At 74.6% G+C, this 26,988-nt stretch carries 15 protein-coding genes and 1 pseudogene; 5 read left to right on the top strand and 11 right to left on the bottom strand.

The genetic code is table 11. From position 1 onward, the window contains the following. Positions 1-2 precede the first annotated feature (2 nt). The gene (locus ACLQ20_RS08590) at positions 3-1,739 is read left to right on the top strand and encodes a hypothetical protein (protein WP_425854892.1); all 1,737 of its coding nucleotides are present in this window, start codon (positions 3-5) and stop codon (positions 1,737-1,739) included. 32 nt (positions 1,740-1,771) lie between these two features. Here ACLQ20_RS08590 and ACLQ20_RS08585 read toward each other — a convergent pair whose 3' ends face one another. The 5 genes from ACLQ20_RS08585 to ACLQ20_RS08565 form a co-directional block, all read right to left on the bottom strand. Further along, the gene (locus ACLQ20_RS08585; RefSeq protein ID WP_151452392.1) at positions 1,772-2,152 is read right to left on the bottom strand and encodes a VOC family protein; all 381 of its coding nucleotides are present in this window, start codon (positions 2,150-2,152) and stop codon (positions 1,772-1,774) included. A 21-nt stretch (positions 2,153-2,173) separates the two neighbouring features. Continuing rightward, positions 2,174-2,419 (bottom strand): DUF5988 family protein, encoded by a 246-nt coding sequence (locus tag ACLQ20_RS08580; RefSeq protein ID WP_327028061.1) that lies wholly within the window; start codon positions 2,417-2,419, stop codon positions 2,174-2,176. Between the two features lie 254 nt (positions 2,420-2,673). Next, on the bottom strand, positions 2,674-3,411 hold the full coding sequence (locus ACLQ20_RS08575) for an ABC transporter permease (RefSeq protein ID WP_151452394.1): 738 nt from the start codon (positions 3,409-3,411) through the stop codon (positions 2,674-2,676). Then, positions 3,408-4,349 carry an ABC transporter ATP-binding protein gene (locus tag ACLQ20_RS08570; RefSeq protein WP_151452395.1) on the bottom strand — a complete coding sequence of 314 codons (942 nt, stop codon included), beginning with the start codon at positions 4,347-4,349 and terminating at the stop codon, positions 3,408-3,410. The genes ACLQ20_RS08575 and ACLQ20_RS08570 overlap by 4 nt, the downstream gene beginning before the upstream one ends. Before the next feature lie 275 nt (positions 4,350-4,624). Then, the gene (locus ACLQ20_RS08565) at positions 4,625-5,299 is read right to left on the bottom strand and encodes an HAD-IA family hydrolase (protein ID WP_425854890.1); all 675 of its coding nucleotides are present in this window, start codon (positions 5,297-5,299) and stop codon (positions 4,625-4,627) included. Positions 5,300-5,537: 238 nt separating this feature from the next. Between ACLQ20_RS08565 and ACLQ20_RS08560 the strand changes: the two genes are divergently transcribed. Beyond that, positions 5,538-6,947, top strand: a complete 1,410-nt coding sequence (locus ACLQ20_RS08560) for an acyl-CoA synthetase (protein ID WP_425854888.1) — start codon at positions 5,538-5,540, stop codon at positions 6,945-6,947. On the opposite strand, the gene ACLQ20_RS08555 is transcribed toward ACLQ20_RS08560, so the two are convergent. Further along, the gene (locus tag ACLQ20_RS08555) at positions 6,944-7,606 is read right to left on the bottom strand and encodes a 4'-phosphopantetheinyl transferase family protein (protein WP_425854886.1); all 663 of its coding nucleotides are present in this window, start codon (positions 7,604-7,606) and stop codon (positions 6,944-6,946) included. The two genes, ACLQ20_RS08560 and ACLQ20_RS08555, sit on opposite strands and share 4 nt — an antisense overlap. Positions 7,607-7,779: 173 nt before the next feature. On the opposite strand from ACLQ20_RS08555, the gene ACLQ20_RS08550 reads away from it, so the two are divergent. Further along, positions 7,780-8,259 carry a cold-shock protein gene (locus ACLQ20_RS08550; protein WP_425854884.1) on the top strand — a complete coding sequence of 160 codons (480 nt, stop codon included), beginning with the start codon at positions 7,780-7,782 and terminating at the stop codon, positions 8,257-8,259. Positions 8,260-8,304: 45 nt separating this feature from the next. Here the strand turns inward: ACLQ20_RS08550 and ACLQ20_RS08545 are convergent, their stop codons facing one another. Next, on the bottom strand, positions 8,305-9,684 hold the full coding sequence (locus ACLQ20_RS08545) for an AMP-binding protein (protein WP_151452400.1): 1,380 nt from the start codon (positions 9,682-9,684) through the stop codon (positions 8,305-8,307). A 1,394-nt stretch (positions 9,685-11,078) separates the two neighbouring features. On the opposite strand from ACLQ20_RS08545, the gene ACLQ20_RS08540 reads away from it, so the two are divergent. Then, positions 11,079-13,931 (top strand): AAA family ATPase, encoded by a 2,853-nt coding sequence (locus tag ACLQ20_RS08540; RefSeq protein WP_425854882.1) that lies wholly within the window; start codon positions 11,079-11,081, stop codon positions 13,929-13,931. An 808-nt stretch (positions 13,932-14,739) separates the two neighbouring features. Then, positions 14,740-17,556, top strand: coding sequence for a helix-turn-helix transcriptional regulator (locus ACLQ20_RS08535; RefSeq protein ID WP_358122043.1), 2,817 nt, complete (start codon positions 14,740-14,742; stop codon positions 17,554-17,556). 67 nt (positions 17,557-17,623) lie between these two features. Here the strand turns inward: ACLQ20_RS08535 and ACLQ20_RS08530 are convergent, their stop codons facing one another. The 4 genes and pseudogenes from ACLQ20_RS08530 to ACLQ20_RS08515 form a co-directional block, all read right to left on the bottom strand. After that, positions 17,624-19,030 (bottom strand): glycosyltransferase, encoded by a 1,407-nt coding sequence (locus tag ACLQ20_RS08530; RefSeq protein WP_425854880.1) that lies wholly within the window; start codon positions 19,028-19,030, stop codon positions 17,624-17,626. A 482-nt stretch (positions 19,031-19,512) separates the two neighbouring features. After that, positions 19,513-20,352, bottom strand: a complete 840-nt coding sequence (locus tag ACLQ20_RS08525) for an ABC transporter permease (protein WP_151452404.1) — start codon at positions 20,350-20,352, stop codon at positions 19,513-19,515. Continuing rightward, a complete protein-coding gene (locus tag ACLQ20_RS08520; protein ID WP_327028054.1) occupies positions 20,349-21,401 on the bottom strand; it encodes an ABC transporter ATP-binding protein in 1,053 nt (350 codons plus the stop codon). The genes ACLQ20_RS08525 and ACLQ20_RS08520 overlap by 4 nt, the downstream gene beginning before the upstream one ends. An 87-nt stretch (positions 21,402-21,488) precedes the next feature. Further along, positions 21,489-26,966 (bottom strand): annotated as a pseudogene (locus ACLQ20_RS08515) (type I polyketide synthase); the annotation flags it as partial. Between the last annotated feature and the right edge of the window lie 22 nt (positions 26,967-26,988).

Genomic DNA, 26,988 nt, shown 5'->3' with positions numbered 1-26,988 from the left:
CGATGGACCTGGACGTCTCGGACAAGGTCGCCAGCGTCGTCGGCGGCACGGTGGCGCTCGCCACCGCGCTCGTCACCGCGACCGTCGCCGTCCGCCGCCATTCCCGGAGCCGGCGCGGCTGGTGGGCCGCGCTGCGCCCGGTCTGGCGCGGCGAGGCGGACGCCGGCATCGTCCACCCGCACCGCTTCGGGGGGTACGTCAAGCCGCTGTCCGAGGTGTACGTGCCGCGCCGCGCGGTGCCACGGCTCGCCCCGTCCGGTGACGGCGTCGACGTGGCGGACCTGCTCACCGGCGCCGGCAACGTGCTGCTGATCGGGGAGCCGGGCAGCGGGAAGACGGCGCTCGTGCGCTACGAGAGCGCCCGCTCGGCGCGACGGTGGCTCGCCGGGCGCGGGCGGCGACGGCGCTGCCCGCCCGGGCCGGTGCTGGTGAGCCTGCCGGCCGCCGCCCTGGTGCGCCAGCCACTGTCCGCGGCGCTCGCCGAGGCGTACCCGCGCGACGGCGCCCCGCTCGACGTCGAACAGGCCCCCGCCCCCGGCCGGCGGTGGCTGGTCTGCGTCGACGCGCTCGACGCAGTGGCCGACCCGGACGAGCGGGCCGTCGTCCTGAACCGCCTCGCGGAGCTGGCCCGCTCCCCCGGCCCGGCCGGCCCGCCGAGGCCCTGGCGGGTCATGGTGACCACGCGGCACCTGGCGGAGGACGAGCTGGCCGTGCTGGGCGACGGCTATCCGGCGTACCACCTGGCGCACTTCACCGACGCGGACGTGGCGCTGCTGGCGGCCCGCTGGTTCCCCGACGCCGGCACGGCCCGCAGGTTCCTGGACTGGACTCACGCCCAGCGCATCACCGGGCCGGTGCACAACCCGCTCACCGCCACCGTCGCGGTGCTGGTCTGGGAGGGCGGGCAGGCGGAGGCGGCCACGCCGGCGGGCCCGGCCGCCCTGCTCGACGAGTTCGTCCGCGCCCTGCTGCGCGGCGGCCGGGCCAGCCTCGACGCCGCCTGCGCGGCGCTGCGGCACCGCCCGCCCGACGGCGAGGCGGTCGCCGCCTGGCTGGACACCCGGCACACCGACCTCGTCGAGGTGGCGGCGACCGCCGCCGTCGCCGGCGGCGACCCGGTGGCGGCGGTCGTCGACTGGTCGGCGGCCCACGCCCCGGCTGCCCCGGCGACGGTGCTGCCCGACTGGCCCGCGCGCGTACGGCAGATCCTGCTCGCCACCGACCTCTTCCGGGCCGACCGCCACGCCCTGGCCTCGGTCTGGCCCAGCCTGGTGGAGTACCTGGCGGCCGGGCCGCTCGCCCGCGACTGGCGGCCGGACGAGTGGGTGACGCTGATGAACACCGGCTCGGCGCGGTTCGTCGCGTTGCAGGCGATCAGCCGGGCCGCCGTCACGCCGGCCTTCCTGCGCGCCCGGCTGACCGAGCCGGTCGGGGCGATCGCCGCGGGTCACCTGCTCGCCGGGCGGGGCACGGCCGCCGCTGGCGCGCCGGCGTTCCGGGCGGACGTGCTGGCGGCGCTGCTCACCCACTGGTCCGGCGGCGCGGACGGTCCCGGCGGCCGGGACGCCGCCCGGGAGTGCTTCTCGCTGTTGACGACGCTGGCGGCGGACCGCGCCGACCGGGACCTGCTGCACGAGATCGCCGCGGATCCCCGGCGGTCGGGTGAGGTCCGCCGGGCGGCGGCGCTCTTCTTCGCCCTGCGCACCCGCAACGCCCACCGCTCCCGCGCGGTGCGATGACCGACGCAGCGGTGGGCGTCGCGGGTGTTCGCCTACGCCGCCCGCTGCGGGCCGACGACGGTCCAGCACAGGCCGGCGGGATCGCGCAGCGTCACCTGGCGCGACGGATCCGCCGGCGTCTCGACGCGGGCACCGGCGGCCACCGCCCGCCGCAGCACCGACTCGGGGTCGGTCCGCTCGATGGTCAGCACGTCGTCGCGGCTCTCCACCGCCGACGGCGCGCCCGCCTCGTACCACTCGCTGACGGTCAGGCGGTGGCCGCCGACGGCCAGTTCCGCGTGCAGGACGTGCCCGTCGAGCAGACACTCCCGTACGATCGCGACGGCGTCGAAGACATCCGTGTAGAAGGCGATGGCCTCGTTCGTGTCGCTGACCGTCAGGTGGGGACCCGGCCGGTGGTTCTGTGCCCTCATGTGACTGGTGCCGCCCTTCCCCTACTCGGCGATCCGGGTCCGACCGGTCCAGCGGAAGACCACCGGAAGGTCGACCGCCGGCGGGGTGGCGCCCCGTTCGAAGTGCTCGTACCCGCCGTAGTGCAGGACCTTGATCTTCTCCTCCACCCGCGCCACCTGGCGGCTGCGCAGGTCGGTCGGCAGATCGACCGGACCGCCCTCCAGGACGACGTCGATGACGCCGACTGCGTCCCGGGTGACCGGATCAGCTTGCGAAACGTCCTTCATGGCACGACCTCCGTCGCATTCCGCACACCTCGGACGAGCCGCCGCACGGCGGCGGACACGTCCACACAGGCCTGACGACACCCGTTGCCGGGTGAACGGACGCTTCGCGGTCGAACGTCCTTGTCCGGTGACCGGGCGCCCGTTCTGCTCCGAACGTAATCCAGATCACATTCGGCGGACACCCTTAGGCCACCCCTAGGAACGGCCCTGGGCAGCGACGACGTCCCCCGCACCGGCCACGCGGGTGCGGAGGATCACTCCCAGCGGAAGAACCGGGTGGCCGCCGCGGAGCCGACCACGGCCGTCACCGCCAGGGCGATCAGCTGCGGCAGCTCCGGGTTGGCGCCCGCCCACGCCGCACCGAGGGTGTCCACCGTGGCGCCCAGCGGCGAGTAGTCGGCGATGGCGGCCAGCGCGCTCGGCATCCGGTCGCGGGGCAGCCAGGCGCCCGCCAGGAAGAGCAGCGGGAAGAACAGCGCGGGGCCGATCGACTGCGCCGCCCGGGCGGACGGCGCCAGCGCCGCGATCAGCAGACCGACGGCGAAGAGGCACGCCACCCCGAGCAGGAAGGCCAGCACGAACCCGGGAACGTTGGCCGGCGCCGGCTGGTCCAGCAGGAACCGTACGGCGATCGCGGTGACCACCGCGCCGAGGACGCCCATCACGAGGTTGACCACCACCTGCGCCACCAGCAGAAGGGCGGGCTGCACCGGAGTCGTCGCCAGGCGGCGCAGCACCCGGCGTTCCCGGTAGATGCCGAGCGCCATCGGCAGGGTGAAGAGCGCGAGCATGCCGATGGTGAGGGCAAGCGCCAGGGACGGCAGGAAGGTCTGCTCGGCGTGCTGCCCGGTGTCGGCGGCCGTGCCGGCGCGCTGCGGCAGCCCGAAGACGAGCATCAGGCCGATCGGCAGGGCGAACACGAAGAACAACGACACCGGTTCCCGCAGGAACAGCTTCGTCTCGACGGCGATCAGCTTGGACAGGGCGCTCACGACGACCTCCCGTCGGTCGGGGACTGCGCGGCGGTCCGGCCCGAACGGCCGGTGAGGGAGACGAACGCGTCGTCGAGGGTGGGCTGCTCGACCCGCAGCCCGTCGTAGCGGATCCCGCGCCCGTTGAGCACGGACATGACCGACTGGAGCACGTCCTTCGTGCCGGTCACCGTCACCTCGTCGCGGTAACGGGACACCCCCGTCACGTCGGGCGCCGCGAGCAGCAGGGCGTCCTCGACCGGCTCGGCGGGACGGAAGTGCACCCGGTGCTCGCTGCCGACCCGGGTCAGCAGGCCGGCGGGGCTGTCGATGGCCACCACCCGCCCCTTGTCGATGATCGCGAGCCGGTCGCAGAGGCGTTGCGCCTCCTCCATGAAGTGGGTGACCAGCACGACGGTGACGCCCCGGTCGCGAATCCGCTCGACCAGGTCCCAGGTGTCCCGGCGGCCCTGCGGGTCGAGGCCGGTGGTCAGCTCGTCGAGGATGGCGACCTCCGGCCTGCCGACCAGTGCCAGAGCCACCGACAACCGCTGCTTCTGCCCGCCGGAGAGCTTCTGGAAGTAGGTGTTGCGCTGCTCGGCCAAGCCGAGGTCGGTCAACAGCTCGTCGATGTCGGCCCGGTTGCGGTAGAAGGACCGGTACAGGTCCAGCGCCTCCCACACCCGCACCTTGTCCGGCAGCTGGCTCTCCTGGAGCTGGGCGCCGACGCGCTGCCGCACCTCGGTACGGTCGCGGATCGGGTCGAGCCCGAGCACCCGGATGGTGCCGCCGTCGGGACGACGCAACCCCTGCACGCACTCGACCGTGGTGGTCTTGCCGGCCCCGTTCGGGCCGAGCACGCCGAAGATCTCGCCCTGTTCCACGGTGAAGGAGACGTCGTCGACCGCGATCTTCTCGCCGTACCGTTTCTGCAGATGATCGACTTCGATGACCGGCATTGGGGGTGGTCCTCCTTCACGTGCGGGTTGCCGTCGAGAAGGGCGGGACCCCTCGGCTGATCGCGGCGTCGGCTTGCGGGAACGGGCCGGGTCGGCCGGAGCCGGCCGACCGACGCCCGACATCATCCGGCCAACCGATGCGCCGATCAACTGATCGGCTGACAAATCGGGGGTATCGAACCGGGAATCGGCCCGGGACAGGGGTGCCGACCGCGAACGTGGCGCGGGGCAGGGGTGCCGCTCGGTCACCGCAGGTGTCCGTCCACGCGGGTCGGTCACCGGCGGGCCGGGCAGAACGGCAGCAGCTCGTCGAGTCGGGTCAGGACGACGTCCGGGCCGGCGGCGCGCAGGGTCTCCTCGTCGGACTCGCCCCACAGCGCGGCCACCGCCAGCACCCCGGCCGCCCGCGCGCTGGCCAGGTCGCTGGGGGCGTCGCCGACCATCAGCGCCTCCCCGGGGCGGGCCCCGAGCAGGCGCAGCGCCCGCCGCACGATGTCCGGAGCGGGCTTCGGCCGGGGCACCTCGTCCGAGCCCACCACGTGGTCGACCAGCGGGAGCAGACCGAGCCGGCCGAGCAGATCGCGGGCGCGGACCCCGCTGCGGCCGGTGGCCACGGCCAGCCCGATCCCCCGCCGGCGCAGGGTGCGGAGCAGCTCCGGCACCCCATCGACGGGGGTGACCCGGTGCGCGAGGCGGTTGCTCTCCCGCACGAACGGTCCGGCCAGCGTCGCCGGCAGGCCCATCAGCTCCAGCACCTCCGGCAGATACCGGCCCGGATGGCGGCAGTACTCCTCGACCGGGGCGACGCCGTCGCCGACCACCTCGGCGTACGCCAGGGCGAACGCCTCCCTGGCCACGGCGAGGCTGTCGACCAGCACCCCGTCGAGGTCGAGCACCACGGCCCGGACACCGCCCGGCACCGCCGTCCACGCCGTCGCGTTCGCGACCACCGACGTCACCTCCCGCCCGTCCGACCCGGCCGCGCCGCCCGGTAGGGGTGGCAGGCCGGGGTGCCCCCGACTACGGTCAGGACCGTCGTTCCGGGCCCGCCGGCGCGGCGCACCGCGCCCACCTGGATCCGCCGGCGCCCCACCGACCCTACCGGCGTCCCGGGTGCCGCCGTCCGGCCGCCGCGGCACGCCCGGCCGGCTCGGGCCCGGGCCCGAGCCGCTGGAGAGGGGTCGCACCATGCCGCTGCTGAGCTGGCTCGCGGGAGGCACCGACGAGCGTCCGGACGCCATCCGCGTCGACGACCGCGCGGTGTCCTGGGTGGAGCTGCGTCGCCTGGCCGCGGCGGTGGCCGACGAGCTGCACGGCGTCGACCGGGTCGCCATCGAGGCCACCGCGACCCTGGAGACGGTGGTCGGGGTGGTCGGCGCCCTCACCGCCGGAGCGGCGGTCGTGCCGGTCCCGCCGGACGCCGGGCCGATGGAGCGCGACCACATCCTGCGCGACTCGCAGGCGACGGCGCTGCTGGTCCCGACCGGCGCGGAGCGCACCGCCGAGGGCGCGGGCCGGGCCGTCGTACCCGTCGACCTGAGCCGGCGCTCGGACACCGTCCACCCCGAGCCGGACCCGGCCGGCACCGCGGTGATCCTCTACACCAGCGGCACCACCGGCGCCCCGAAGGGCGCCGTGATCTCCCGCCGTGCCATCGCCGCCTGCCTGGACGGGCTGGCCGACGCCTGGGCGTGGACGCCGGACGACCTGCTGGTGCACGGCCTGCCGCTGTTCCACGTGCACGGGCTGGTGCTCGGCGTGCTCGGGCCGCTGCGGCTGGGTGGCCGGCTGCACCACGTGGGCCGGCCGCGACCCGAACGGTACGCCGCCGCCAAGGGCTCGGTGTACTTCGGCGTGCCGACCGTGTGGTCCCGGATCGCCGCCGACCCGGACGCGGCACGGGCACTGCGTCCGGCGCGCCTGCTCGTCTCGGGCAGCGCGGCGCTGCCGGCGGCGGTCTTCGCGGACCTCGCCACCCTCACCGGGCACCGGCCCGTCGAGCGGTACGGGATGACCGAGACCCTCATCACGGTGAGCGCCCGGGCGGACGGTCCGCGCCGGCCGGGCACCGTCGGGCTGCCGCTGCCCGGGGTGCGTACGCGGCTGGTCGACGAGAACGGCGCCACGCTCCCCGCCGACGGGGTGGCGATGGGCGAGCTCCAGGTCGACGGTCCCACCCTGTTCGACGGCTACCTGAACCGTCCGGACGCCGACGCGGCGAGCCGCACCCCGGACGGCTGGTTCCGCACCGGGGACGTCGCCACCGTCGACCCGGACGGCTGGCACCGGATCGTCGGGCGGGCGTCCACCGACCTGATCAAGAGCGGCGGCTACCGGATCGGCGCCGGCGAGGTGGAGGACGCCCTGCTGGCGCACCCGGGGGTCCGCGAGGCCGCCGTGGTGGGCACCCCGCACCCCGACCTCGGCCAGCAGGTCACCGCGTACGTGGTGGGCGACGGGGTGGACGGGGCCGAACTGATCGAATTCGTGGCCCGGCACCTGTCGGCGCACAAACGGCCACGCGAGGTGCGCCTGGTCGACGCGCTGCCCCGCAACGCCCTCGGCAAGGTGCAGAAGACCAGGCTGACGGCGGACTAGGGCCGGACGGCCGGGATGCTGATCGCGGTGGCGACCAGTCCCCGCTCGACCAGGAACCTGCCGGAGAAGGTCGTCACCGGGATCCCGCCGAGGACCGGGCCGGGCACCAGCAGCCGGGCCTCGAAGGTGCCGGCCGGATCGATCACGATGTCCGCCTCCGAGAAGTCCAGCCACCGGCCGGTGAGCGGGAACCACGCCTTGTACACCGACTCCTTCGCGCTGAACAGCAGGCGGTCCCAGCAGACGGCGGGGCGGGCCGCGCCCAGCGTGGCGGTGCGCGCCAGCTCGGCCGGCAGCGCGATCGCGTCGAGCACCCCGTCGGGCAGCGGCGCGTGCGGCTCGGCGTCCACGCCGAGGGTGGCGAACGCGGTCGTACGGCCGAGGACCGCCGCCCGGTAGCCGTCGCAGTGCGTCATGCTGCCGACCACGCCGGCCGGCCAGACCGGGGCGCCGCGCGCGCCGGAGACGATCGGCACCGGCGCGAGGCCCAGCTCGCCGAGGGCAGTGCGGGCGCAGTGCCGCACGGTGGTGAACTCCCGGCGGCGCTTCTCCACCGACCGGGCCACCAGCGCCTCTTCCTCGGGGAACAGGGTCAGGTCGGCGGGGTCCGTGAAGGCCTCGGCCACCGCCACGGCGGGGGGCAGGATCTGCTCGATCACGTCCGCCGATGCTAGGCGCTGCGGCGAGCCGCGCCGCGCCGGCACCGACGGTACGGTGCACCATAGGGGTCGGGTACGGGTGCCGGGCCGCGCGGGCGGCTGCCAGTCTGGGGGCGGGCCCCGGTTCCATGGGCGGGGCACGCGGATTTTGGTCGGATGGATGCGGGAAAGCGATGCTCACTGGCAAGGTGGTGCGGTTCGACGAGGTACGGGGCTACGGGTTCATCGCCCCGGACGACGGAAGCGACGACGTGTTCGTGCACGCGAACATGCTGGACGGCGACAAGTGGGCGCTGACGCCCGGTGTCCCGGTGGAGTACGAGGCGGTGGGGACCGACCGCGGCCCCAAGGCCGTGCTGGTGCGGGTGGTGGGCGCTGCCGTGGGCGCGGAGCGCAACGGGGCGGCCGGCACCGCGGCGCCCTCCCGGGCCGGCGTGGCGTTCACCGGCGGGCGCAGCAGGGACGGCGGGCCGGCCACGGGCGGTGTGGAGGACGACGAGGGCCTGTGCGACGTGCTCTCCGAGCGGGCCTTCTGCACGGAGACCACCGAGGCGCTGGTCACCTCCGTGTCGGACCTGACCGGGGCGCAGATCGTGGCGGTGCGTGCCCGGATGCTGGACCTGGCGCGACGGCACGGCTGGGTGGAGGGCTGACCGCGGGGCGGACGTCGGTGGACCGCCGCCCACGGCCCGGTCGGCTCAACCGGCGGCGATCAGCAGTGACTTCCTGATCCGGCCGAGCGCGCTGCGCGGCAGCTCGTCCACGAAGTGCACCCGCCGGGGCCGTTGACCCGCGGAGAGGTACCGGCCGACGTGGTCGATGAGCACCTGCGCGGTCAACCCCTCGGCGACGACGTACGCGGTGACCTGCTCGCCGAGCGCGTCGTGCGGCGTGCCGACGACGGCGGCCTCCCGGACGCCGGGATGGCTCAGCAACGCCTCCTCGATCTGCCCGGCGTGCATTCGCCGGCCCCGGCAGTGCAGCACGTCGAGCCCGCGCCGACCGATGATCCGGTACGAGCCGTCGGCGGCCACGGTGGCCAGGTCGCCGGTGGCGTGCCAGTGACCGGCGGCATGGCCCCGCCCGCCCTCGACGTAGCCGCTGAACAGCGTCGGCCCGCAGATGCTCAACTCGCCGACCGACTCGCCGTCGGCCGGCACCGGTCGGGCCTCGCGGTCCAGCACCCGGGTCTCCACCCCGGGCAGGGGGGTGCCGACGGCACCGGCGACCGGGTGGTCGTCGGCCCGCCCGGTCAGCGCGATGAGCGTCTCGGTGGTGCCGTACGCCTGGACCGGCGTGTGCGAGGTGAGCAGCCGGAGGCGTTCCGCCACGGCGCAGGCCAGTGGGGCGTCCGCGGAGATCAGGATCCGCGCCGCCGACAGTGACCGGGCCCACCGGGCGTTCAGCGCGATCTTCGCCCACTGCTCGGGCAACCCCAGGTACATGGTGCCGACCGGTCCGGCGGCGGCGTTGCGGTCGAGGTGGACGAAGCGGCTGCCGACCCGCAACGCGCCGAGCAGGCCGACGACCAGGCCGTACGCCCGGAACAGCGGCGCGCCCTGGACCACGACGTCCTCCTCGCTCCACCGCCACGCGTCGGCCAGCAGGTCGAGGTCGGCGGCGATGGCGCGACGCGAGATGCGTACCCCGCGTGATGGCCCGCCGGCGCCACCGGTGTAGAGGATGACCGCGTCGGTGCCCGGCGTCGGCTCGGGGTGCGGTGTCGAGGAGCGCTCCCGCAGGTCGACCGGGACGGTGGGCAGCCGGTGGGTGTCGGACCGGTTGCGGCCGAGGAGCACCGTCGCCCCGGACTGACGCAGGATGCGGCCCCGTTCGCACTCGTCCGCGTCGGGGGGCAGTGGTACGAGCGGTACGCCCGCGTGAACGGCGCCGAGCATTCCCACCACCGTCTCCAGGGTCGGTGTGCCGTCGACGGCGACCGCGCCCGCGCCCCTGATCCGGTCGGCGACCGCGGTGACGCAGCCGAGCAGGGCCTCGCTGGAGAGCGTGCCGCCGGCCACCGTGACCGCATCGGCCCGGTCCGCGCCGAATCCCCGCAGCGCCGGCAGCAGTGTCATCTGCGCTATCCCCTGCGGAGGGCGGCAACGAGTCGCGGCAGCAGGTGGAACATCACGACGGCCACAGAACCCTTCAGGTCACGGGGCAGGGCCCCATATCCGACTATCCCGATGGTGGAAACGGGTGCCCCGAAATTAGGCCGGGCTATCGACCCGGCACAACCCCTAGCTGCCCGGACCGGGTCCCCTGCGGGGGCGACAGGCCAGGTAGGACAGGATCTCGTCCGGTTTTCGGCGGCGGCGGGCCGGACCGCCCTTTCCTGCGGCCGACACTATGGATGGACGGCAACTCGCCGACAGCGGCGGACATTGGAGTCGGCTTTTGACGGAAAATTGTCGATCAGCAGTAATGGAGCGCCAAGACATTGATGTCGGTTACACTTATCCGAGTGCATTCCGTCGGCCACGCAGCGACACCGGCGCCCGCCGGCAGACCCCTGGGCGCATAATTCTTTTTTAACAACATAATCGGTGAATTTCCCAAAGGTCCGAATCTGGTGGCGCATCGGCGGCGCGCGTCGAGTCCCGATCCCCGGGCGACCCGGCGGCCCGCAGTCGCACTTCGGGCAGGCGATGTCGCACGCCGCAACAATCGGGAACCTTTAACAATTGTCGAGCCGCCCGCCCGCACCCGGGAGCGGCTCGTCGCCGGTCCGGGCCGGCGGGCCGGCAGGCACCCCCGGCCCCCTTCCGACCGTCAGCGCTCCCACGCCGGGCCGCACCGCGACCATTGCCGCCGGACCGCCCGCCGGCCATGTTGACACTGAGTTGAGCTGCGCTTACCCGGGATGACGTCGAGGGTTTCCGGCCCACCCGGTGCGGAACCGCCGCCGACGGGAGGGCGGCTTCAGCCGCCGACGGTTCGACGACGGGAGCGCCGTCGCGGTGACCACCCGGACACGCACCGGACGCCTAGCACGCAAGAACGCGTCCGCCAATCGCCGAGTGGGCCGGAAAAGGCGCGCCCAATGGGCCACGGCGGCATGCTGTCACGTTACGGGATCACCCGGCGACTTTCCGCTGTCAACGTACGCACGAAGGCCCGCTCGGGCCGACGCGACACAGAACCGATGTTTGCCCATCCTTTACAAACCTCGGCTTGCCGCCCAATTGCCGAACTGCCATACTCCCACCATCACGGTGGTCGATAGGGGGAAGGCCGACCCGGAGAGGCTGGGGAATTATCACCGACGCTGGCGGGGGCGCGACCCGGAGTCGCCAGCCGGTCAAGTCGGTCGATGGTTCGCCGGCCATACTCGACGGTCGTCTATATTTGCTAATAATGGAATGGGTCAAGAATTGCCGGTCTCCGATTTCGTCGAGCTCCAGGGGCGCGCAGGGCGGGCGGCCCCTCCGGTGACCGCGGACCGCACGCTCCTCCGGGGGCCGCGTCGATGGAGCTGACCGAGCGGTCGTGCCTGCTCAGCATGCTGGAACGCCGGCTGACGGACCTGTCCCGCAGCGAGGCCTCCCCGACCAACCGGACCGTCGCCGTGCTGACCGGCCCGGTCGGCTCCGGCAAGACCACGCTGTTGCAGACCTTCGCCCGGCGGGCCTGCGACTCCGGGGCACGTGTCCTCGGCGCGAGTGCCTCCCGCGCCGAACGCTCCGTCCCGCTGGAGGTCGTCCGGCAGCTCGTGCGGGCGGCGCCGTTGAGTGGAGCCGGCAACCCCGACCTCTGGGCCCGCCTCGGGCGGCTGCTGGACGCGGGCGCCCTCACCTGGGCCGACGCCGAGGACACGGACCACGAGGACACCGCCCTGGCCACCGCCGCTATCGGTGGGGCCCTGCTGGAGATGACCGCGCAGGGGCCGCTGGTCATCGCGGTCGACGACATCCACCACGCCGACGTGCCGTCGCTGCGTTGCCTCGACTACGTGGCCCGACGGATCTCCGGGCTACCCGTGCTGATCATCCTGACGGAGGCGCCGCGCACCCGGCCGTGGCGGCCCGACGTGCACGCCGAGCTGCTGCAACCCGCGCGGCTGCAGCGCATCCGGCTCCCGCTGCTCACCGCCGAGGGGACGTTCCAACTACTCGCCCGGCGACTCGGCGTTCCGGTCGCCCGGACCATCGCCGAGGAGAGCCATCGGATCAGCGGCGGCAACCCGCTGCTGGTGCAGGCGCTCGCCGAGGACCAGGCGGCCGCGCCCCGGCCCGCCGACCGTCCCGTGGCCGGGGAGTCGTTCCGGGAGGCCGTGCTGAGCTGCCTGTACCGCTGCGACCAGCTGGTGCTCAACGCCGCCCGGGTGCTGGCCGTGACCGGCGAGCCGCTGCACGGCAACCTGCTGCCCCACCTCGTCGACGCACGGTCACGGGCCGCGCTCGGTGCGATCGACGACTCGACCAGCGCGGGACTGATCAGCGAGCAGGGGCTGCGCCATCCGGCGGTGAGGCAGGCCGTCATCGACGGCATGACCGCCGAGGAACGCGCACGGCTGCATCTGGAGGCGGCCTGCCTACTGCACGACGACGGCGCGGACCCGGCTCGGATCGCGCCGCATCTGGTCGGGATCGACGAGCTGGCCGAGCCCTGGATGGCGCAGACCCTGCTCGACGCGGGCGAGCAGGCGTTGCGCGACGGCGAGATGGAGACCGCGCTGCGTTACCTGCGCCGCGCGCACCGGAGCTGCGCAGGCGAGTGCCTGCGGGCGCGGATCCGTTCCGCGCTGGCCCGCGCCGAGTGGCGTCTCGACCCGCAGGCCGCGATCCCCCACCTGGTCGGCGTCGTCAGCGCCATCCGCGCCGGGCACCTCGGCAGCCAGCAGGCCGCCGGCGCCATCCACTACCTGCTCTGGCACGGCGAGATCGACAAGGCCGTCGATCTCGTCAACCACCTGAGCGAACGGGCGGACAGCGTCGACCCGAGGTCCGCTGCCGAACTGCTCGTCACCACGGGCTGGATGTCGACCCTCTACCCCGGCGTGATGGTCGACCGCCCCGCACCCGCCGTGGCCGCCCGGGACCCGCTCACGCTGGCCAAGGTCAAGCGCGGGATCGAGGGTGCCACCCTGCTGTCCGCCGTGCTCCACCGCGGTGACGCCAGCGCGGTCGAGCAGGCCGAGCGGGCGCTGTCGACCACCGGGCTGGACGACGAACCGAACATGTGGACCGCCGTCTGCGCACTCATCGCCATGATCTACGCCGACCGGCTGGACCTGGCCGGCGACTGGTGCGACCGGCTGGGCCGCAACCCCGCCACCCCGCGCTACCCCACCCCGTCGGCGACGCTCGCGGCCCTCCGGGCAGCCGTCGCCGGACGGCTCGGCGACCTGCCCCGAGCCGAGAAGCTGGCCGACGAGGCGCTCGGTCAGCTCTCGCAGAAGGGCTGGGGAGTGGTGATCGGGATACCGCTCGCCGTCCGGGTACGGGCCCTCACCTTCATGGACCAGCTCGACGCGGCGGCAGCCTCCCTCCAGGTCCCGGTTCCCCCGGCGATGTTCGAGACCCCGATCGGGCTGCACTACCTGCAGGCTCGCGGGATGCACGCCCTCGCCGCGGGAAGCCCGGAGGCCGCCCTGGCCGACTTCCAGCTCTGCGGGCAGCTGATGAATCGCTGGCGGCTGGACTTCTCGGGCCTCGTCCCGTGGCGGACCGAGTCGGCGCGGGCGTTGCTCCGGATGGGCCGCCGCCAGCAGGCCGGCAGGTTGGTCCGCGAAGAGCTGGCCCGGCTGCGGCCCGTGCACGTGCGGCACCGGGCCGCCGCCCTGCGGGTCCTGGCCGCCACGGAGGACGGGCCGGACCGGATCCCGCACCTGCGAAGCGCCGTCCGACTGCTGCGGCAGTGCGGTGACCGGATGGAGCTCGCGCACAACCTGGCCGACCTCGGTCAGGCCTACCAGCAGGTCGGCGACCGGCGGCAGGCCCGCGTCGCGGCGCGGTCGGCCCGGGTCCTCGCCGAGGAGTGCGGGATCCCGATGCTGCGGCCCGGCCTCTCCGCCAGGAGCGGCGGCGCCGAGGGCGCCGGCGCGACGGCCGTCGTCCGGGGACTGACCGACGCGGAGTGCAATGTGGCCACCCTGGCCGCCCAGGGCCACACCAACCGCGAGATCGCCGAAAAGCTCTTCCTGACCGTCAGCGCCATCGAGCAGCGGCTGACCCGGATCTACCGGAAGCTGGACGTCAACTCGCGCAGCGAGCTGGCCGCCCGGCTGCGCATGAACCGACCCGGCGCGACGGTCCTGGACCCACCGCCGCGAGGCAGGGACGACCCGGGCCACCGGCCCGCGGGGCCCCGGCCGCGCTGACCTTCGCGGCCGACCGCCGCTCCTGCACCGCCGACCGTCCCGGCCGCCATTCCTGCACCGCCGACCGTCCCGGCCGCCATTCCTGCACCGCCGACCGTCCCGGCCGCGGCTCACCGCCGGCCGTGGCCTCCTGGGCCTGTCCACGGACCGGTTCGACCTGCCGTCGCGCGAGGTCCGCACGACCACGTCGAGCGGCACCCGCGGCCACCTTCGGCGTGGACCGTCGCCGGCCGTCCGCCGCCGTTCGCTCCGGCTTCCGCCGCCCGCCATCGTTCGCCGCCGTCCGCTCCGGCTGGCGCCGGTCGTTGGGGGTCGACTGTGGAGGATGGGCTCGGGCCGCCACCTGCGCCGATCGTCGCCGGGTGTCCACGCCCCAGCACTGAGCGTGCTATCGGGCGTGCGTGGCGAAGCCCGATGTGACACCATCAAGCCGCACACCCGACACCAGCCCCTCACCGTGTCGCCATCTCCCCCGCCGGGTCGAGTCCGACACCCCTTCGTGGCACTTCGCGCAACCCCTAAATGCGTTTCAGGGCCGCAGGTTTGTGCGCGAAACGATGGGGTCTCGCGCCCGTTGTCGCACACCCACGCCGGTGCCAGACTCCCCTGAGCACCCGGACCGTACGGCGAGAACCCCGGTCCGGCGAAAGATTTCCAGGTCCACCCGGCACGGCGGCCCGGTGCGCTCCACCCCTACCCGGAAGACGCGGGTGGAGGGGCGGCTGTCCGGCAAGGGGGAGGCGGCGTCGGCAACACCGGGGTTCCCGGTCCCGCGCCGCGTAGGAGAAGGGCTGACACGTTGGTGTTGGTGCAGCAAGAGGAGCAGACGACCCGTCTCCGGCACGCGTTCCGGGCTTGTGAGGACCAGCAGCGCGGACACGTCGCGCTGGTCACCGGCGCCGTGGGCAGCGGCAAGACGAGCCTGCTGGAGTCGTTCAGCGAGTGGGCGGCGGGCACCGGCGGGCAGGTGCTGAGCGCCGCCGGCTCCCGGGCCGAGCGCGGGCTCCACCTGGGAGTGGTCGGGCAGCTGTTCCACAGTGCACGGCTCACGCCGGAGGCCGCGGCCCGGGTCGAGAAGCTGATGCGGGACGCCACCTTCGCCGTACCGCTGCCCGAGCCCGGCGCTGAGGCGGCCGACGGTGACCGGGCCTGGGCCCCCCTGCTGCACGGTCTCTTCGCCGCCCTGCTCGACCTGACCGCCGCCGGCCCCCTGGTCCTCGCCGTCGACGACGTGCACCACGCGGACCCGGCCTCGCTGCACTGCCTGCTCTACGTGACCCGCCGGCTGCGCCACGCCCGGATCATGGTCGTGCTCGCGGAGGCCTCGACGCTGCGCCCGCCGCACCCGCTGTTCCGCGCCGAGCTGCTCAGCCAGCCGCACTTCTCCCGGATCGGCCTGCCGCCGCTGACCGTGGACGCCGTCGCCCGGCTGGTCGGCGGCGAGGCCGACAACGCCGACGCCCGACGGACGGCGGAACGCTGCGTCCGCATGACCGGCGGCAATCCGCTGCTCACCCGGGCGCTGCTCGAGGAACGGGCCAGCGCGGAGACGAACGACGAGTACGGTCCGCCGGTCGGCGACGCGTTCGACCAGGCGGTGCTCGGTTGCCTCTACCGGCACGAGCCGGGCGTGCGCCGGGTGGCGCAGGCGCTGGCGGTGCTCAACCGGCCCGCGACGACCGACCTGCTCGGCCACCTCCTCGACGTGGTGCCCGAGTCGACGGCCCCGGCGGTACGGGTGCTGCGCACCTCGGGCCTGATGGAGGGCGACCAGCTGCGCCACCCGCGCATCCTGCGGTCGATCCTGGGCGACATGTCGGCCGACGAACGGCGGAGCCTGCACCAGCGTGCCGCCGAGGTGCTGCACGACCACGGCGCCGAGCCGAGCGTGGTCGCCGAGCACCTGGTGGCCGCCGGCTCGGCGAGCGCGCCCTGGGTGGTGCCGGTGCTCCAGGACGCCGCCGGCCACGCGCTGGCGTCGGGCCGGCCCGACGTGGCCGCCGCGTGCCTGCGCCTGGTCTCCCGCGCCCCGGTGGACGCGCAGCAGCGGACCGCCACCACCGAGATGCTGGTGAACGCCCGCTGGCAGATCAACCCGTTGACCGTGAACGGGCAGCTGACCGAGCTGGTGGAGACGGCGCGGGCCGCCGGTTGGTCCACCGACGCGGGCCTGTCCGCCGTGCCCTACCTGCTCTGGCAGGGCCGGGTGGACGAGGCCACCGAGGCGGTCAGCGCCTTCCCGACGGACGAGGAGCACGGCTCGGCCGGCACGGCCGGTCGCCTGCGGATGATGCAGCTGCTGGTCTCCCTCTCCCACCCGGAGCACCTGGCCACCGTGCGGGAGACCCCGAGCACCTGGAGCCGGGCGGCGAGCGCGCCGACCACGATCAGCCCGCTGCTCCAGGCGGTCACGGTGCTCGGCACCGCGCTGACGCCGGCCGCGGACAACGACACCGTGGCAACCGCCGAGCAGCTTCTCCAGCGCCACCACACGGACGACGGCGCGCTGGGTCTGCTGACCGCTCCCCTGCTGGCGCTGCTCTGGGCGGGTCGGTCCGACCGGGCCACGGTCTGGGGCGACGTGCTGCTCGGCCGGCCGGTGACCCAGCACGCCCCGGTGTGGCGGGCCGTCATCCGGGCGGTCCGGGCGGAGGCAGCGTTGCGCGTCGGCGACCTGCCCGGCGCGGAGCACCACGCGCGGGCGGCCCTGGAGGACATGCCCGCCCCGGCCTGGGGGGTGGCCATCGCCGGTCCCCTGGCCACGTTGGTCGCCTGCGCGACCGAGTCGGGCCGGTTCTCCGAGGCCGAACGGTGGCTCGCCCACCCCGTCCCGCCCGGCATGTTCCGCACCCCGCTGGGCCTGCACTACCTGGCCGCCCGGGCCCGGCACCACCTGGCCGTACGCCGGCCGCACGCCGCCACCACCGACCTGCGCCGGTGCGGCGAGCTGATGCGCGCCTGGGGCATCGACGCGGCCGGGCTGGTGCCGTGGCGGCTGGAGCTGGCCCGGGTGCAGCTCAGCGTCGGCAACAAGACGCAGGCCACGCAGCTTCTCCAGGAGCAGCTGCGGGTGCCGCACGGGGTCGACGACCGCACCCGGGGCCGGACGCTCCGGCTGCTCGCCACCACCGCCGCCCAGGACCACCGGCGCAAGCTGCTCTCCGAAGCGGTCAACCTGCTCCAGTCCAGCGGCGACCGGCTGGAACTCGTCCGGGCCCTCGGCGACACCGGCCAGACGCTCCAACGTGCCGGGGACTCCGCCCGCGCCCGACTGCTCGTCCGCCGGGCCTACCAGCTCGCCCAGGACTGCGGCGCATCGGTGCTGGCCCAGCGGCTGATCCGCCGGGAGCCGGGCAGCGGGCTGCCGGCGTACCCGGCCGCCGCCGAGTTGCAGGAGCCGGACGACGGGCTGAGCGACGCCGAGCGCCGGGTCGCCGCGCTGGCCGCCCAGGGGCACACCAACCGGCAGATCTCCAGCAAGCTCTTCATCACCGTGAGCACGGTGGAGCAGCACCTGACCCGGGTCTACCGCAAGCTCGACGTCAAGCGGCGCACGGACCTGCCGTCCCGGCTCGTCGCGTACGCGGAGGCGCTGGCTGACGAGACCCAGGGCGCCGCGTCCTGACGGGCGTCGCAGGGGCGCGGTGGGGGTGTCCCACCGCGCCCCTGCGACGCGTACGGCGACCGGAAGGTCAGCCGACGGCCAGCCCGACGGTACGACGGGCCGCCGCCTCGTCGCGGTGTTCCAGCACGAGGTCGGCGGCGGCGGTGACCCCGCCGGCCTGCCGCATCCGCCGGCTCCACAGCTGCGCCCGCGCCCGGAACGTCTCCTCGCCCAGCAGCCGCGCGAGCTTGGCGAGGACGTCCTCGACGTTCGGCGAGTCGGCGCGCTCGACGGCCAGGGCCACCCCGCTGTCGACCGCGCGTACCGCCCCGTCGGGGCAGTCCAGCCAGAACGGCATCACCAGCTGCGGCACGGCGAAGTGGACCGCCTCGTGGATGGCGTTGGCGGCGCCGTGGTTGAAGAAGACCCGCACGTGCGGGTGGGCCAGCACCCGGTGCTGCGACGGCACCCACGCCTCCACCCGCAGGTTGCCCGGCAGCCGCTGCGCCGGCGGGAGGAGGTGCTGCTGGCGCGCGGGCACCTTCCACAGCACGGCGTGCTCGGGCCCGAGCCGGTCGGCGATCTCGACGATCGCGTCCACCTGGCCGCGCGACAGACGCATGATGGTGCCGAAGCCGACGTAGACCACCGAGGGGTGCGCGTCGAGCCATCGGGTCAGCTCGTCGTCGCCGTCGGCCGGCGGCAGTTCCCGGGGCACGACGGGACCGAGCATCCGCAGCTTCTCCGGGGCGGTCGCGAACGGGTACTCGAAGCCGAAGACCGTGTACGCCATGAGTGCCTCGGCGGCCTCGACGTAGCCGGCCGGGCGCATCTCCGGGTTGTGGATGCCGGCCGCCTTCCGGGCGGCCACGGCCGCGAGGCTGCGCCGCAGCCGCTCCGGCTCCATCAGTGCCCGCACCAGCCGGTTGCGGAAGCCGACGTTGGCCGCCTGCTGCCGGGGCGTCATCCGCTCCGGCAGCCCCGAGAACGGGGCGGGGTAGCGCGTCGGCAGCTGCTCCTGGAAGAAGTTGGACGGCGGCAGCGAGATGCTGACCACGTAGGGCAGCTGCCGGGTCTGCGCCGCGTCCATCGCCCAGCTGGCGAGGCTGTCGATCACGGCCACCACCGGCCCGACCTCGTCGATGACCTGGAGGCAGCGCCGGTGGAGCTGCCGCACGTGGTCGTAGTCGGTGCTGACGTCGAGGTACCGGGCGAAGCTGGTCGCCCGGTCGCCGGTGGTCAGCAGCCGGTACGTCGCGTCGTCCCAGGTGTCCGGTGACGACTGCGGCCGGGCCGGGCCGAGCGAGACGAACGAGACCTCGCCCGGCCCGCGCAGTCCCTCGACGTCCCCCCGGCGATCCTCGGTCGATGCGAACCAGACGTTCCCGACGCCCCGGGCCTTCAACTCGCCCACGATGCTGAGCAGCGGGTTGAACATCCCCGCGCTGTTGTAGGCGACGACGAGTACCGCCCGGCCACGGTCGTCTCCGGTCATGTCCACAGTCCGTCACTCCTTCCCGCCTGTGCGGCGACCCGCGCCGTCCGACCCTTGGAGTACGCCGCACCGGTGGCTGTTCGTGGAGCCGTTCGGTCTGCGGCCGGGCCGGCACCGACGTTCGTCGGTGTGGCGACGTTCGGCGGAGCCCGGATGGGATGGTTGCCACTCCAAGACAGCCGAAAGGGTGAACTGCCGCCGTCCGTACAGCCTGCCACGGCTGACCTGGCGACGCCCAGCGGAGAGGTGAATTGTTTTCTCCATCCTCCCCGATGGAGTGACCTGATCTGCATTTGCGCTGGTAAATGGCGTGTATTCGGGTGACTACGGAATGGGGCGACCGGGACGCCCGTCCCGGCCGGCTGGGTTCGACTCGCGCGATCCGGCGGGCGGGACGGGCCGAGGTGTCACCGGCGACACCGACGCCGATGGCCCGGGCCGCAGGAGCGGCTCGGGCCATCGGCGGTTCGGATCCTGTCGAGCTAGTCCATGGCGCGGCGCATGAAGCCACGCATGCCGATCATCGAGAACACCACGAAGACCCCGGCGAGGACGCACATGCACAGCCAGAGCGGCAGCGACTCGACCCCCGGCGGACCGACGAGCGACCGGGTCCCCTCGCTGATGTAGGTGAGCGGGTTCAGCGAGCAGATCACCTGGTACCAGCGCAGCGAGTCCAGGCCGAGCAGCGGGAACTGGGTCGCGCCGGTGAACATGATCGGGGTCATCACCACGGTGAACATGATCTGGATGTGCTGCGTCGGCACCAGCGTGCCGAAGGCGAGGCCGACCGCCGCGCCGACCAGCGCGCCGATCGCCAACACCCCGATCACCTTGAGCACGACCGCCCAGGGCCAGGTGACACCGAGCATGAGCATGCCGACCGGGATCAGCACCACGCCGGCGATCAGGCCGCGGATGCCGCCGAAGACGATCTTCTCCAGGGCCACCAGCGGGATCGCCATGGGCGACAGGAGGCGGTCCTCGATCTCCCGGGTGAAGGAGAAGTCCATCATCATCGGCAGCGCGGTGTTCTCCAGCCCGATCAGGAAGGCGTTCAGCGCGATGACGCCGGGCAGCAGCACGTTGGAGAAGTCGTCGCTGGCGTAGCCCAGGTCGCTGAGCACCTTGCCGAAGATCAGCAGCATGAACAGCGGCTGGATGAAGACCTGGAGCAGGAAGCCGACCAGCTCCCGGCCGGTGACGAACAGGTCCCGCGAGAGCACCGCGCGGAACGTGGCGAACTGGTCCAGCGCGCTCACCGGCGGCGGCGCCGCGGCCGTCGAGGGCGCGGACGGGGGGGCGGGGGCGGCGACGCTCACCGAAGTTCCCTTCCGGTCAGGTGGATGAAGACATCTTCCAGGCTGGGCTGGCCGATGTTCAGGTCACGAACCTCGCAGCCCAGGTCGGCGAGGATCTTCATCGCCATCGGGATGGCGTTGGCCGGCTGGCCGCTGGTGTAGACCCGGAAGGAGAGCGGGGCGTCCGGGTCGACGGGCGCGTCGGGGGCCGGCGCGGGCACCGGCATCGCCGGCATGCCGGGGAACGCCGGCGCGGCGACGGGCGCCGGGGCGGCCACCTTGAAGTGTTCCACCTGCTCCACGTCCGGGATCGCGTCGAGCGCGGCCCGCACCTCCTCGGCGGGGGCGCCGGGGGTCACCACGAGGGTCAGGGTGCTGCTGCCGGGCAGCGTACGGGTCAGCGCGGACGGGGTGTCCATGGTGAGCAGCTTGCCGTGGTCGACGATGCCGACGCGGTCGCAGAGCTTCTCCGCCTCGTCCATGTCGTGCGTGGTGACCACCACGGTCACTCCGGCCCGCTTCAGCTCGGCGATCCGGTCGTGCACGAAGAGCCGGGACTGCGGGTCGAGGCCCGCGGACGGCTCGTCGAGGAAGAGCACCCGGGGCGAGTGCATCAGCGCGCGGGCGATCATCGTGCGCTGGGCGAGGCCGCCGGACAGGAAGTCGGTGCGGTGGTTCGCGAAGTCCTTGAGCCCCATCTGGTCCAGCAGCTCGTCCGCCCGCCGGATGCGCTCCGCCCGGGGCACGCGGTGGTACGCCGCGTGGAACAGCAGGTTCTGCCGGACGGTCAGCGCCCGGTCCAGGTTCACCCGCTGCGGTACGACCGCCAGCAACTGCCGCGCGACAGCGGGCGCGCCGATCACGTCCGCGCCGCACACCCGGGCCCGGCCCGAGGTGGCCCGCACCCGAGTGGTCAGCACCCCGATCGTCGTCGTCTTGCCCGCCCCGTTCGGCCCGAGCAGGCCGAAGACCTCACCGGCGGCGACGGAGAAACTCAGCCCGTCCACCGCCGGTGGCATGTTGGGCTGGTACCGCTTGACCAGCTCCGTGACCACCACTGCCTCGTCCACGTCGTCATGCTCCGTCCTGCAACGTCGGTTCGATAGATGTGTGTACGCCGATAGGGGGCGCTAGGGGCACGCCAGGGGCGGGAACGGTCACAGGCCCCGCGCGGCCAGCCACCGCTGGAGCGTGCCGGCGAGTTCCGGCCCCCGGTCGGCGACCATGCTGAAGTGGTCACCGGCCGCGTCCGCCACCTCGTGCGGGTAGGGCCAGCGGGACCGCCAGCCGCCCTCCTCGCCCGTCCACTCCCCCAACGGCTCGCTGGCCCGGACCAGCAGGGTCGGCGCCGCCATCTCGGACGGCTGCCAGTCCAGGAACAGGGGCAGGTAGCCGGCCCACGCGGTCGTCCGCCAGTCGTCCATCGGCGTGTACGCGGTCTCCCGGTCGATCATCCCGTCGAGCAGCTGCGGCACCCACCCGCCGAGCACCTCGCTGTTCGCCGGGTAGGTGTCCATCAGCACCACCGCGTCCGGCGAGCGGCCCTGGCGTTCCAGCTCGCCGGCCAGCAGGTTGGCCACCATCGCGCCACCCGAGTGACCGGCCAGCACGAACGGGCCGGCGCCGACGGCGCGCAGCACCGTGTCGGCGTGCACCCGCAGCAGGGCGTCGAGGTCGGCGGGCAGCTCCTCGCCCACGCCGAACCCGGGGTTGGGCAGGGCCCAGACGTTGCGCACCCCCCGGAAGCCGGCGGCGAGCCGGGCGTACTCGTGTGCGCCGGAGAGCAGGGACATGGTGCAGCAGCACACCAGCTGCGCCGCGGCGCTGCCCTCCGCCAGCCGCAGGATGCCGGCCGGGCGGGTGAGCTGCGCCGGCTCGCTGAAGCTGGGCCGGAACTGCGCGAGCTTGACCAGGAGCTCGGCGTACCCGGCGGGATCCTCGCGCGCCTTCGGCTGGTTGAACAGCCCGCCGAGCAGTCCGCCGCCGGAACTCTCCGCAGCGGGTCCCCCGGCGTCGTCCGCGCCGTCCCCGGCCGCGTCCGCGCCGCCGAGCTGACCGAGCAGGTGGCGGGCGAGCGCCGTAGGAGTCGGATGGTCGAAGAGCAGGGTGGCCGACAGCTCCGCCCCGGTCTCCTGGCACAGCGCGTCGCGCAGCTCCAGTGCGGTCAGCGAGTCGAAGCCGAGCTCCAGGAAGTCCCGGTCGGCCTCGACCGCTCCGGGCGAAGCGTGCCCGAGCACCGTGGCCACGCGCGCGCGGACCAGATCCAGCAGGATCCCGTGCCGATCGCCGGCCGGGGTGCCGGCCAGCCGGTCCCGGAAGGCCCGGGCCGGATCGGTCACCTCGCCACCGGGGCCGGCGTCCCGGTCCGCGGCTGCCGCCGCCTCGGGCACGCCGCGCAGCAGCGGTGCGGGCCGTACGGCGGTGAAGGCCGGCACGAACGCCGACCAGTCGAGGTCGGCGACCGCGAGCTGGTCGTCGCCGCGGCCCACGGCCTGCTGCAACGCGGACACGGCCAGTTCGGCGGGGAGCGGACGGACCCCCCGGCGGCGCAGCTGTGCCGGGTCGGTGACCTCGTCGGCCCAGGGCACCCACGCGACGACGGTGGCCGGGCGGCCGGCGGCGCGCCGGCCGGCGGCCAGCGCCTCCAGCCCGGCGCCGGCGGCGGCGGCGACTGCCGCTCCCCCGCTGCCCCAGACGGCGGCCGTGGAGGTGAAGACCACGAACTCGTCGATCGGCCGGCCGGCGCAGGCCCGGTCGAGCAGCTCCACCCCGGCGGTACGGGCGGCCACGGCGTCGGCCAGGTCGCGCGGGTCCAGCGCCGCGACCGGTTCGCCGGCCCCGTCGGAGTCGGCGACGTGCAGGACGGTGCGGACCACGGTCCCGGCGTCGGCCAGCCGGTCCAGCGCCTCGGGCAGCCCGTCGAGATCGTCGACGACGGTGACCGCGACGTCCCGGCCGATCGTCCCGGCGGGCGCCCCGGGACCGGCGAGGACGAGATGGGTGGCGCCACGGTCGGCGAGCCACCGCAGCAGGTGCGGGGTGCGCACCGCCGCGGCCCCGTGCACCAGGACCGCACCCCGGGGCCGCCAGTCCGCGTCGGCGGCGGTGCCGGCCGGGGCGCGCGACAGCCGCCGCGCGTACACCCCGCCGGAACGCACCGCCAGCTGGTCCTCGTCGCCGCCGGCCGCGACGAGCCGGGCGAGCGCGGCGAGCGCGGCGTCGTCCGGCTCCGCGGGCAGGTCGACCAGCCCGCCCCAGAGGCGCGGCTGTTCCAACGCCAGCACCCGACCCAGGCCCCAGAGGTACGCGCCGGCGACGCCGGGCGCGGCATCGTCGGCGTCGACGGCCACCGCGCCCCGGGTCACGGTCCACACCGGCGCGCTGCCCCCGGCGCCGGCGAGGGCCCGGACGAGCGCGGCCGTCCCGGCCAGCGCGACCGTCCCCGTGGCCCCCGCCGCCAGCAGCGAGACCACGACCGACGGGGTGCCCCCGGTGTGCTCGACGGCCCGGGCGATCTCGTCCGGGTCGTCGCCCACGGTCACGAGCACCGGGTCCAGTCCCTCGGCGCGCAGTGCGGCCAGCACGCCCGTGGCGTCGGTCCGCGTCCCGGCCACCACCAGGCATCCGCCGGTCGTCGCGGTGCCGGAGGGCGCGGCGACGCGGACCCAGTCGGCGCGGTACCGCAGGCCGTCCAGGGCGGAGCCGCGGCGCCGCCGGTCCCGGTAGGACGCGAGGGCGGGCAGCAGTTCGGCGAGCGCCTCCTGCCGGTCGGCGTCCAGGCCGAGCGCGGCGGCCAGCGCGGCCGGCCGGTCCTGGGTCACGGCGGCCCAGAACTCCTCGTCGTCGCTCGGCGCGGCGGGCTGACGGAGGTCGACGGCGGGCGGATCCGGCCAGTACCGCTCGTGGTGGAAGGCGTAGGTGGGCAGCTCGACGCGCGTGGCGTCGCTGCCGGCGAAGAGGGCCGGCCAGTCCACCCCGGCGCCGCGCAGGTCGACGGCGGCGAGCGCGGCGAGCAGGCTGGCCGGCTCGGGCTGGTCCCGGCGGCCGAGCGGCACGAAGGCCGCCGGCTCGACGTCGGGCAGGCACTCGCGGGCCAGCGCGGTCAGGGCGCCGTCGGGGCCGAGCTCCAGGAAGGTCCCCACGCCGGCGGCGGCCAGGGTGGCGACGCCCTCGTGGAAGCGGACGGTGTCCCGGACGTGGTCGACCCAGTAGCCCGGGTCGGTGGCCTGGGCGGCGGTGAGCGGCTCGCCGGTGCGGTCGGAGACGACCGGCAGCGTCGGCGGATGCCAGGTGACCTTCTCCGCGACGACCCGGAAGTCGGCCAGCATGCCGTCCATCCGGGCCGAGTGGAAGGCGTGGCTGACCCGCAGCCGGCGGGACCGCCGGCCCTCGGCGGCCAGCCGCGCACCGGCTGCGAGCACGGCCTCCTCGTCGCCGGAGAGCACCACCGACCGGGGGCCGTTCACGGCGGCCAGCGACACCCGCTCGTCGAGCAGCGGCGTCACGTCGGCCTCCGACGCCCGCACCGCCAGCATCGCCCCGCCGGGCGGCAGCTGCTGCATCAGCCGACCCCGGGCGACCACCAGGGCCGCGGCGTCGGCCAGCGACAGCACGCCGGCGACGTGCGCCGCGGCCAGCTCGCCGACCGAGTGGCCGAGCAGGTGCTGCGGGCGCAGCCCCCACGCCGTGACCAGCCGGTAGGCGGCGACCTCGTAGGCGAACAGTGCCGGCTGGGTGAACTCGGTACGGTCCAGCAGCGCCGCCTCGGGCGAGTCGGGATCGGCGAAGACCACCTCCCGCAGCGGCCGGCTCAGGTGCCGGTCCAGTTCCCCAGCGACCTCGTCGAAGGCGGCGGCGAACACCGGGAACCGGCGGCACAGCTCGGCGCCCATGCCCAGGCGCTGGGCGCCCTGGCCGGTGAAGAGGAAGGCGACCTTGCCGGCCGGGCGGGCCACGCCGCGTACCACGCCGGACGTGTTGCGCTCCTCGGCGACCGCCCGCAGGCCGGCCAGCAGCGCGTCGCGGTCCTCGCCGATCACCGCTGCCCGGTGCGGCAGGGCCGCGCGGGTGGTGACCAGCGAGTACGCCACGTCGGCCGGGGCCAGGTCGGGGTGGTCGGCCAGGTGGTCCAGCAGCCGCCGGGCCTGCCCGGCCAGGGCCGGCGCGGAGCGGGCGGAGACGATCCAGGGGGTCGGCGGGGCGGGCGTACCGGCCGGCCGGGCGTCGTCGGTGTCCGCTTCGGCGGCCTGCTCGATGATGACGTGCGCGTTGGTGCCGCTGATCCCGAACGCGGAGACCCCGGCCCGGCGCGGCTGCCCGGTCTCCGGCCAGGGCTCCGCCCCGGTCAGCAGGGACACCGCCCCCGCCGACCAGTCGACGTGCGGGGTGGGCTCGTCCACGTGCAGGGTGGGCGGCAGCACCCCGTGCCGCATCGCCAGGACCATCTTCATCACCCCGGCCACACCGGCGGCGGCCTGGGTGTGCCCGATGTTCGACTTCACCGACCCCAGCCACAACGGCCGGTCGGCGCGGCGGTCCTTCCCGTACGTGGCCAGCAACGCCTGCGCCTCGATGGGGTCGCCGAGCGTGGTGCCGGTGCCGTGCGCCTCGACGACGTCCACCTGGTCGGCGGTCAGCCCCGCGTTGGTCAGGGCCTGCCGGATCACCCGGCGCTGGGACGGGCCGTTCGGGGCGGTCAGCCCGCTGCTCGCCCCGTCCTGGTTGACCGCGCTGCCGCGCACCACGGCGAGGACCGGGTGGCCGTTGCGGCGGGCGTCGGAGAGCCGCTCGACCAGCAGCATGCCGGCCCCCTCGGACCAGCCGGTGCCGTCGGCGGCGGCGGCGAACGACTTGCACCGGCCGTCGGTGGACAGGCCGCGCTGGCGGGAGAACTCCACGAAGACGGTCGGGGTGGCCATCACCGACACGCCGCCGACCAGCGCCATGGTGCACTCGCCCAGCCGCAGCGCCTGGCAGGCGAGGTGCAGCGCGACCAGGGACGAACTGCAGGCGGTGTCCACGGTGACCGCCGGCCCCTCCAGTCCCAGGGCGTACGAGATCCGGCCGCTGGCCACGGCGGCGGCGCTACCGGTGCCGAGGTAGCCCTCGACGCCGCCGCTGACCCCGGTGAGCAGCGCGGCGTAATCGCCCTGGCTGCTGGTCGCCGCGTACACGCCGGTGGGTGCGCCGCGCAGCGTGGTCGGGTCGATGCCGGCCCGCTCGAACGCCTCCCAGGCGGTCTCCAGCAGCAGCCGCTGCTGCGGGTCCATCGCGAGGGCCTCGCGGGGACTGATGCCGAAGAAGGCGGGGTCGAAGTTCCCGGCGGAGTAGAGGAACCCACCCTCCCGCACGTACGACGTGCCCCGGCTGTCCGGGTCGGGATCGGGGTCGTAGAGCGCCCCCAGGTCCCAGCCCCGGTCGTCGGGGAACGCCGACATCGCGTCGGTGCCGTCGGCCACCAGGTCCCACAACTGCTCCGGCGACCCGACGCCGCCGGGGAACCGGCAGCTCATGCCGATGATCGCCACCGGCTCGCTGAGCGCGGCGGTGAGCTGCTGGTTCTGCTGCTTGAGCTTCTGGTTGTCGAGCAGGGACGCGCGCAGCGCGCCGACGACCTCGTCCAGTGAAACACTCATCGGGGGCTCCTCAGGGCCGGCC

This window comes from Micromonospora sp. DT46 (genome assembly GCF_049841735.1).
In the GTDB taxonomy this organism is placed as follows: Bacteria; Actinomycetota; Actinomycetes; order Mycobacteriales; family Micromonosporaceae; genus Micromonospora; species Micromonospora reichwaldensis.
Note: the sequence above shows the minus strand (reverse complement) of the source record. Positions and strands in the feature narration are given on the sequence as shown.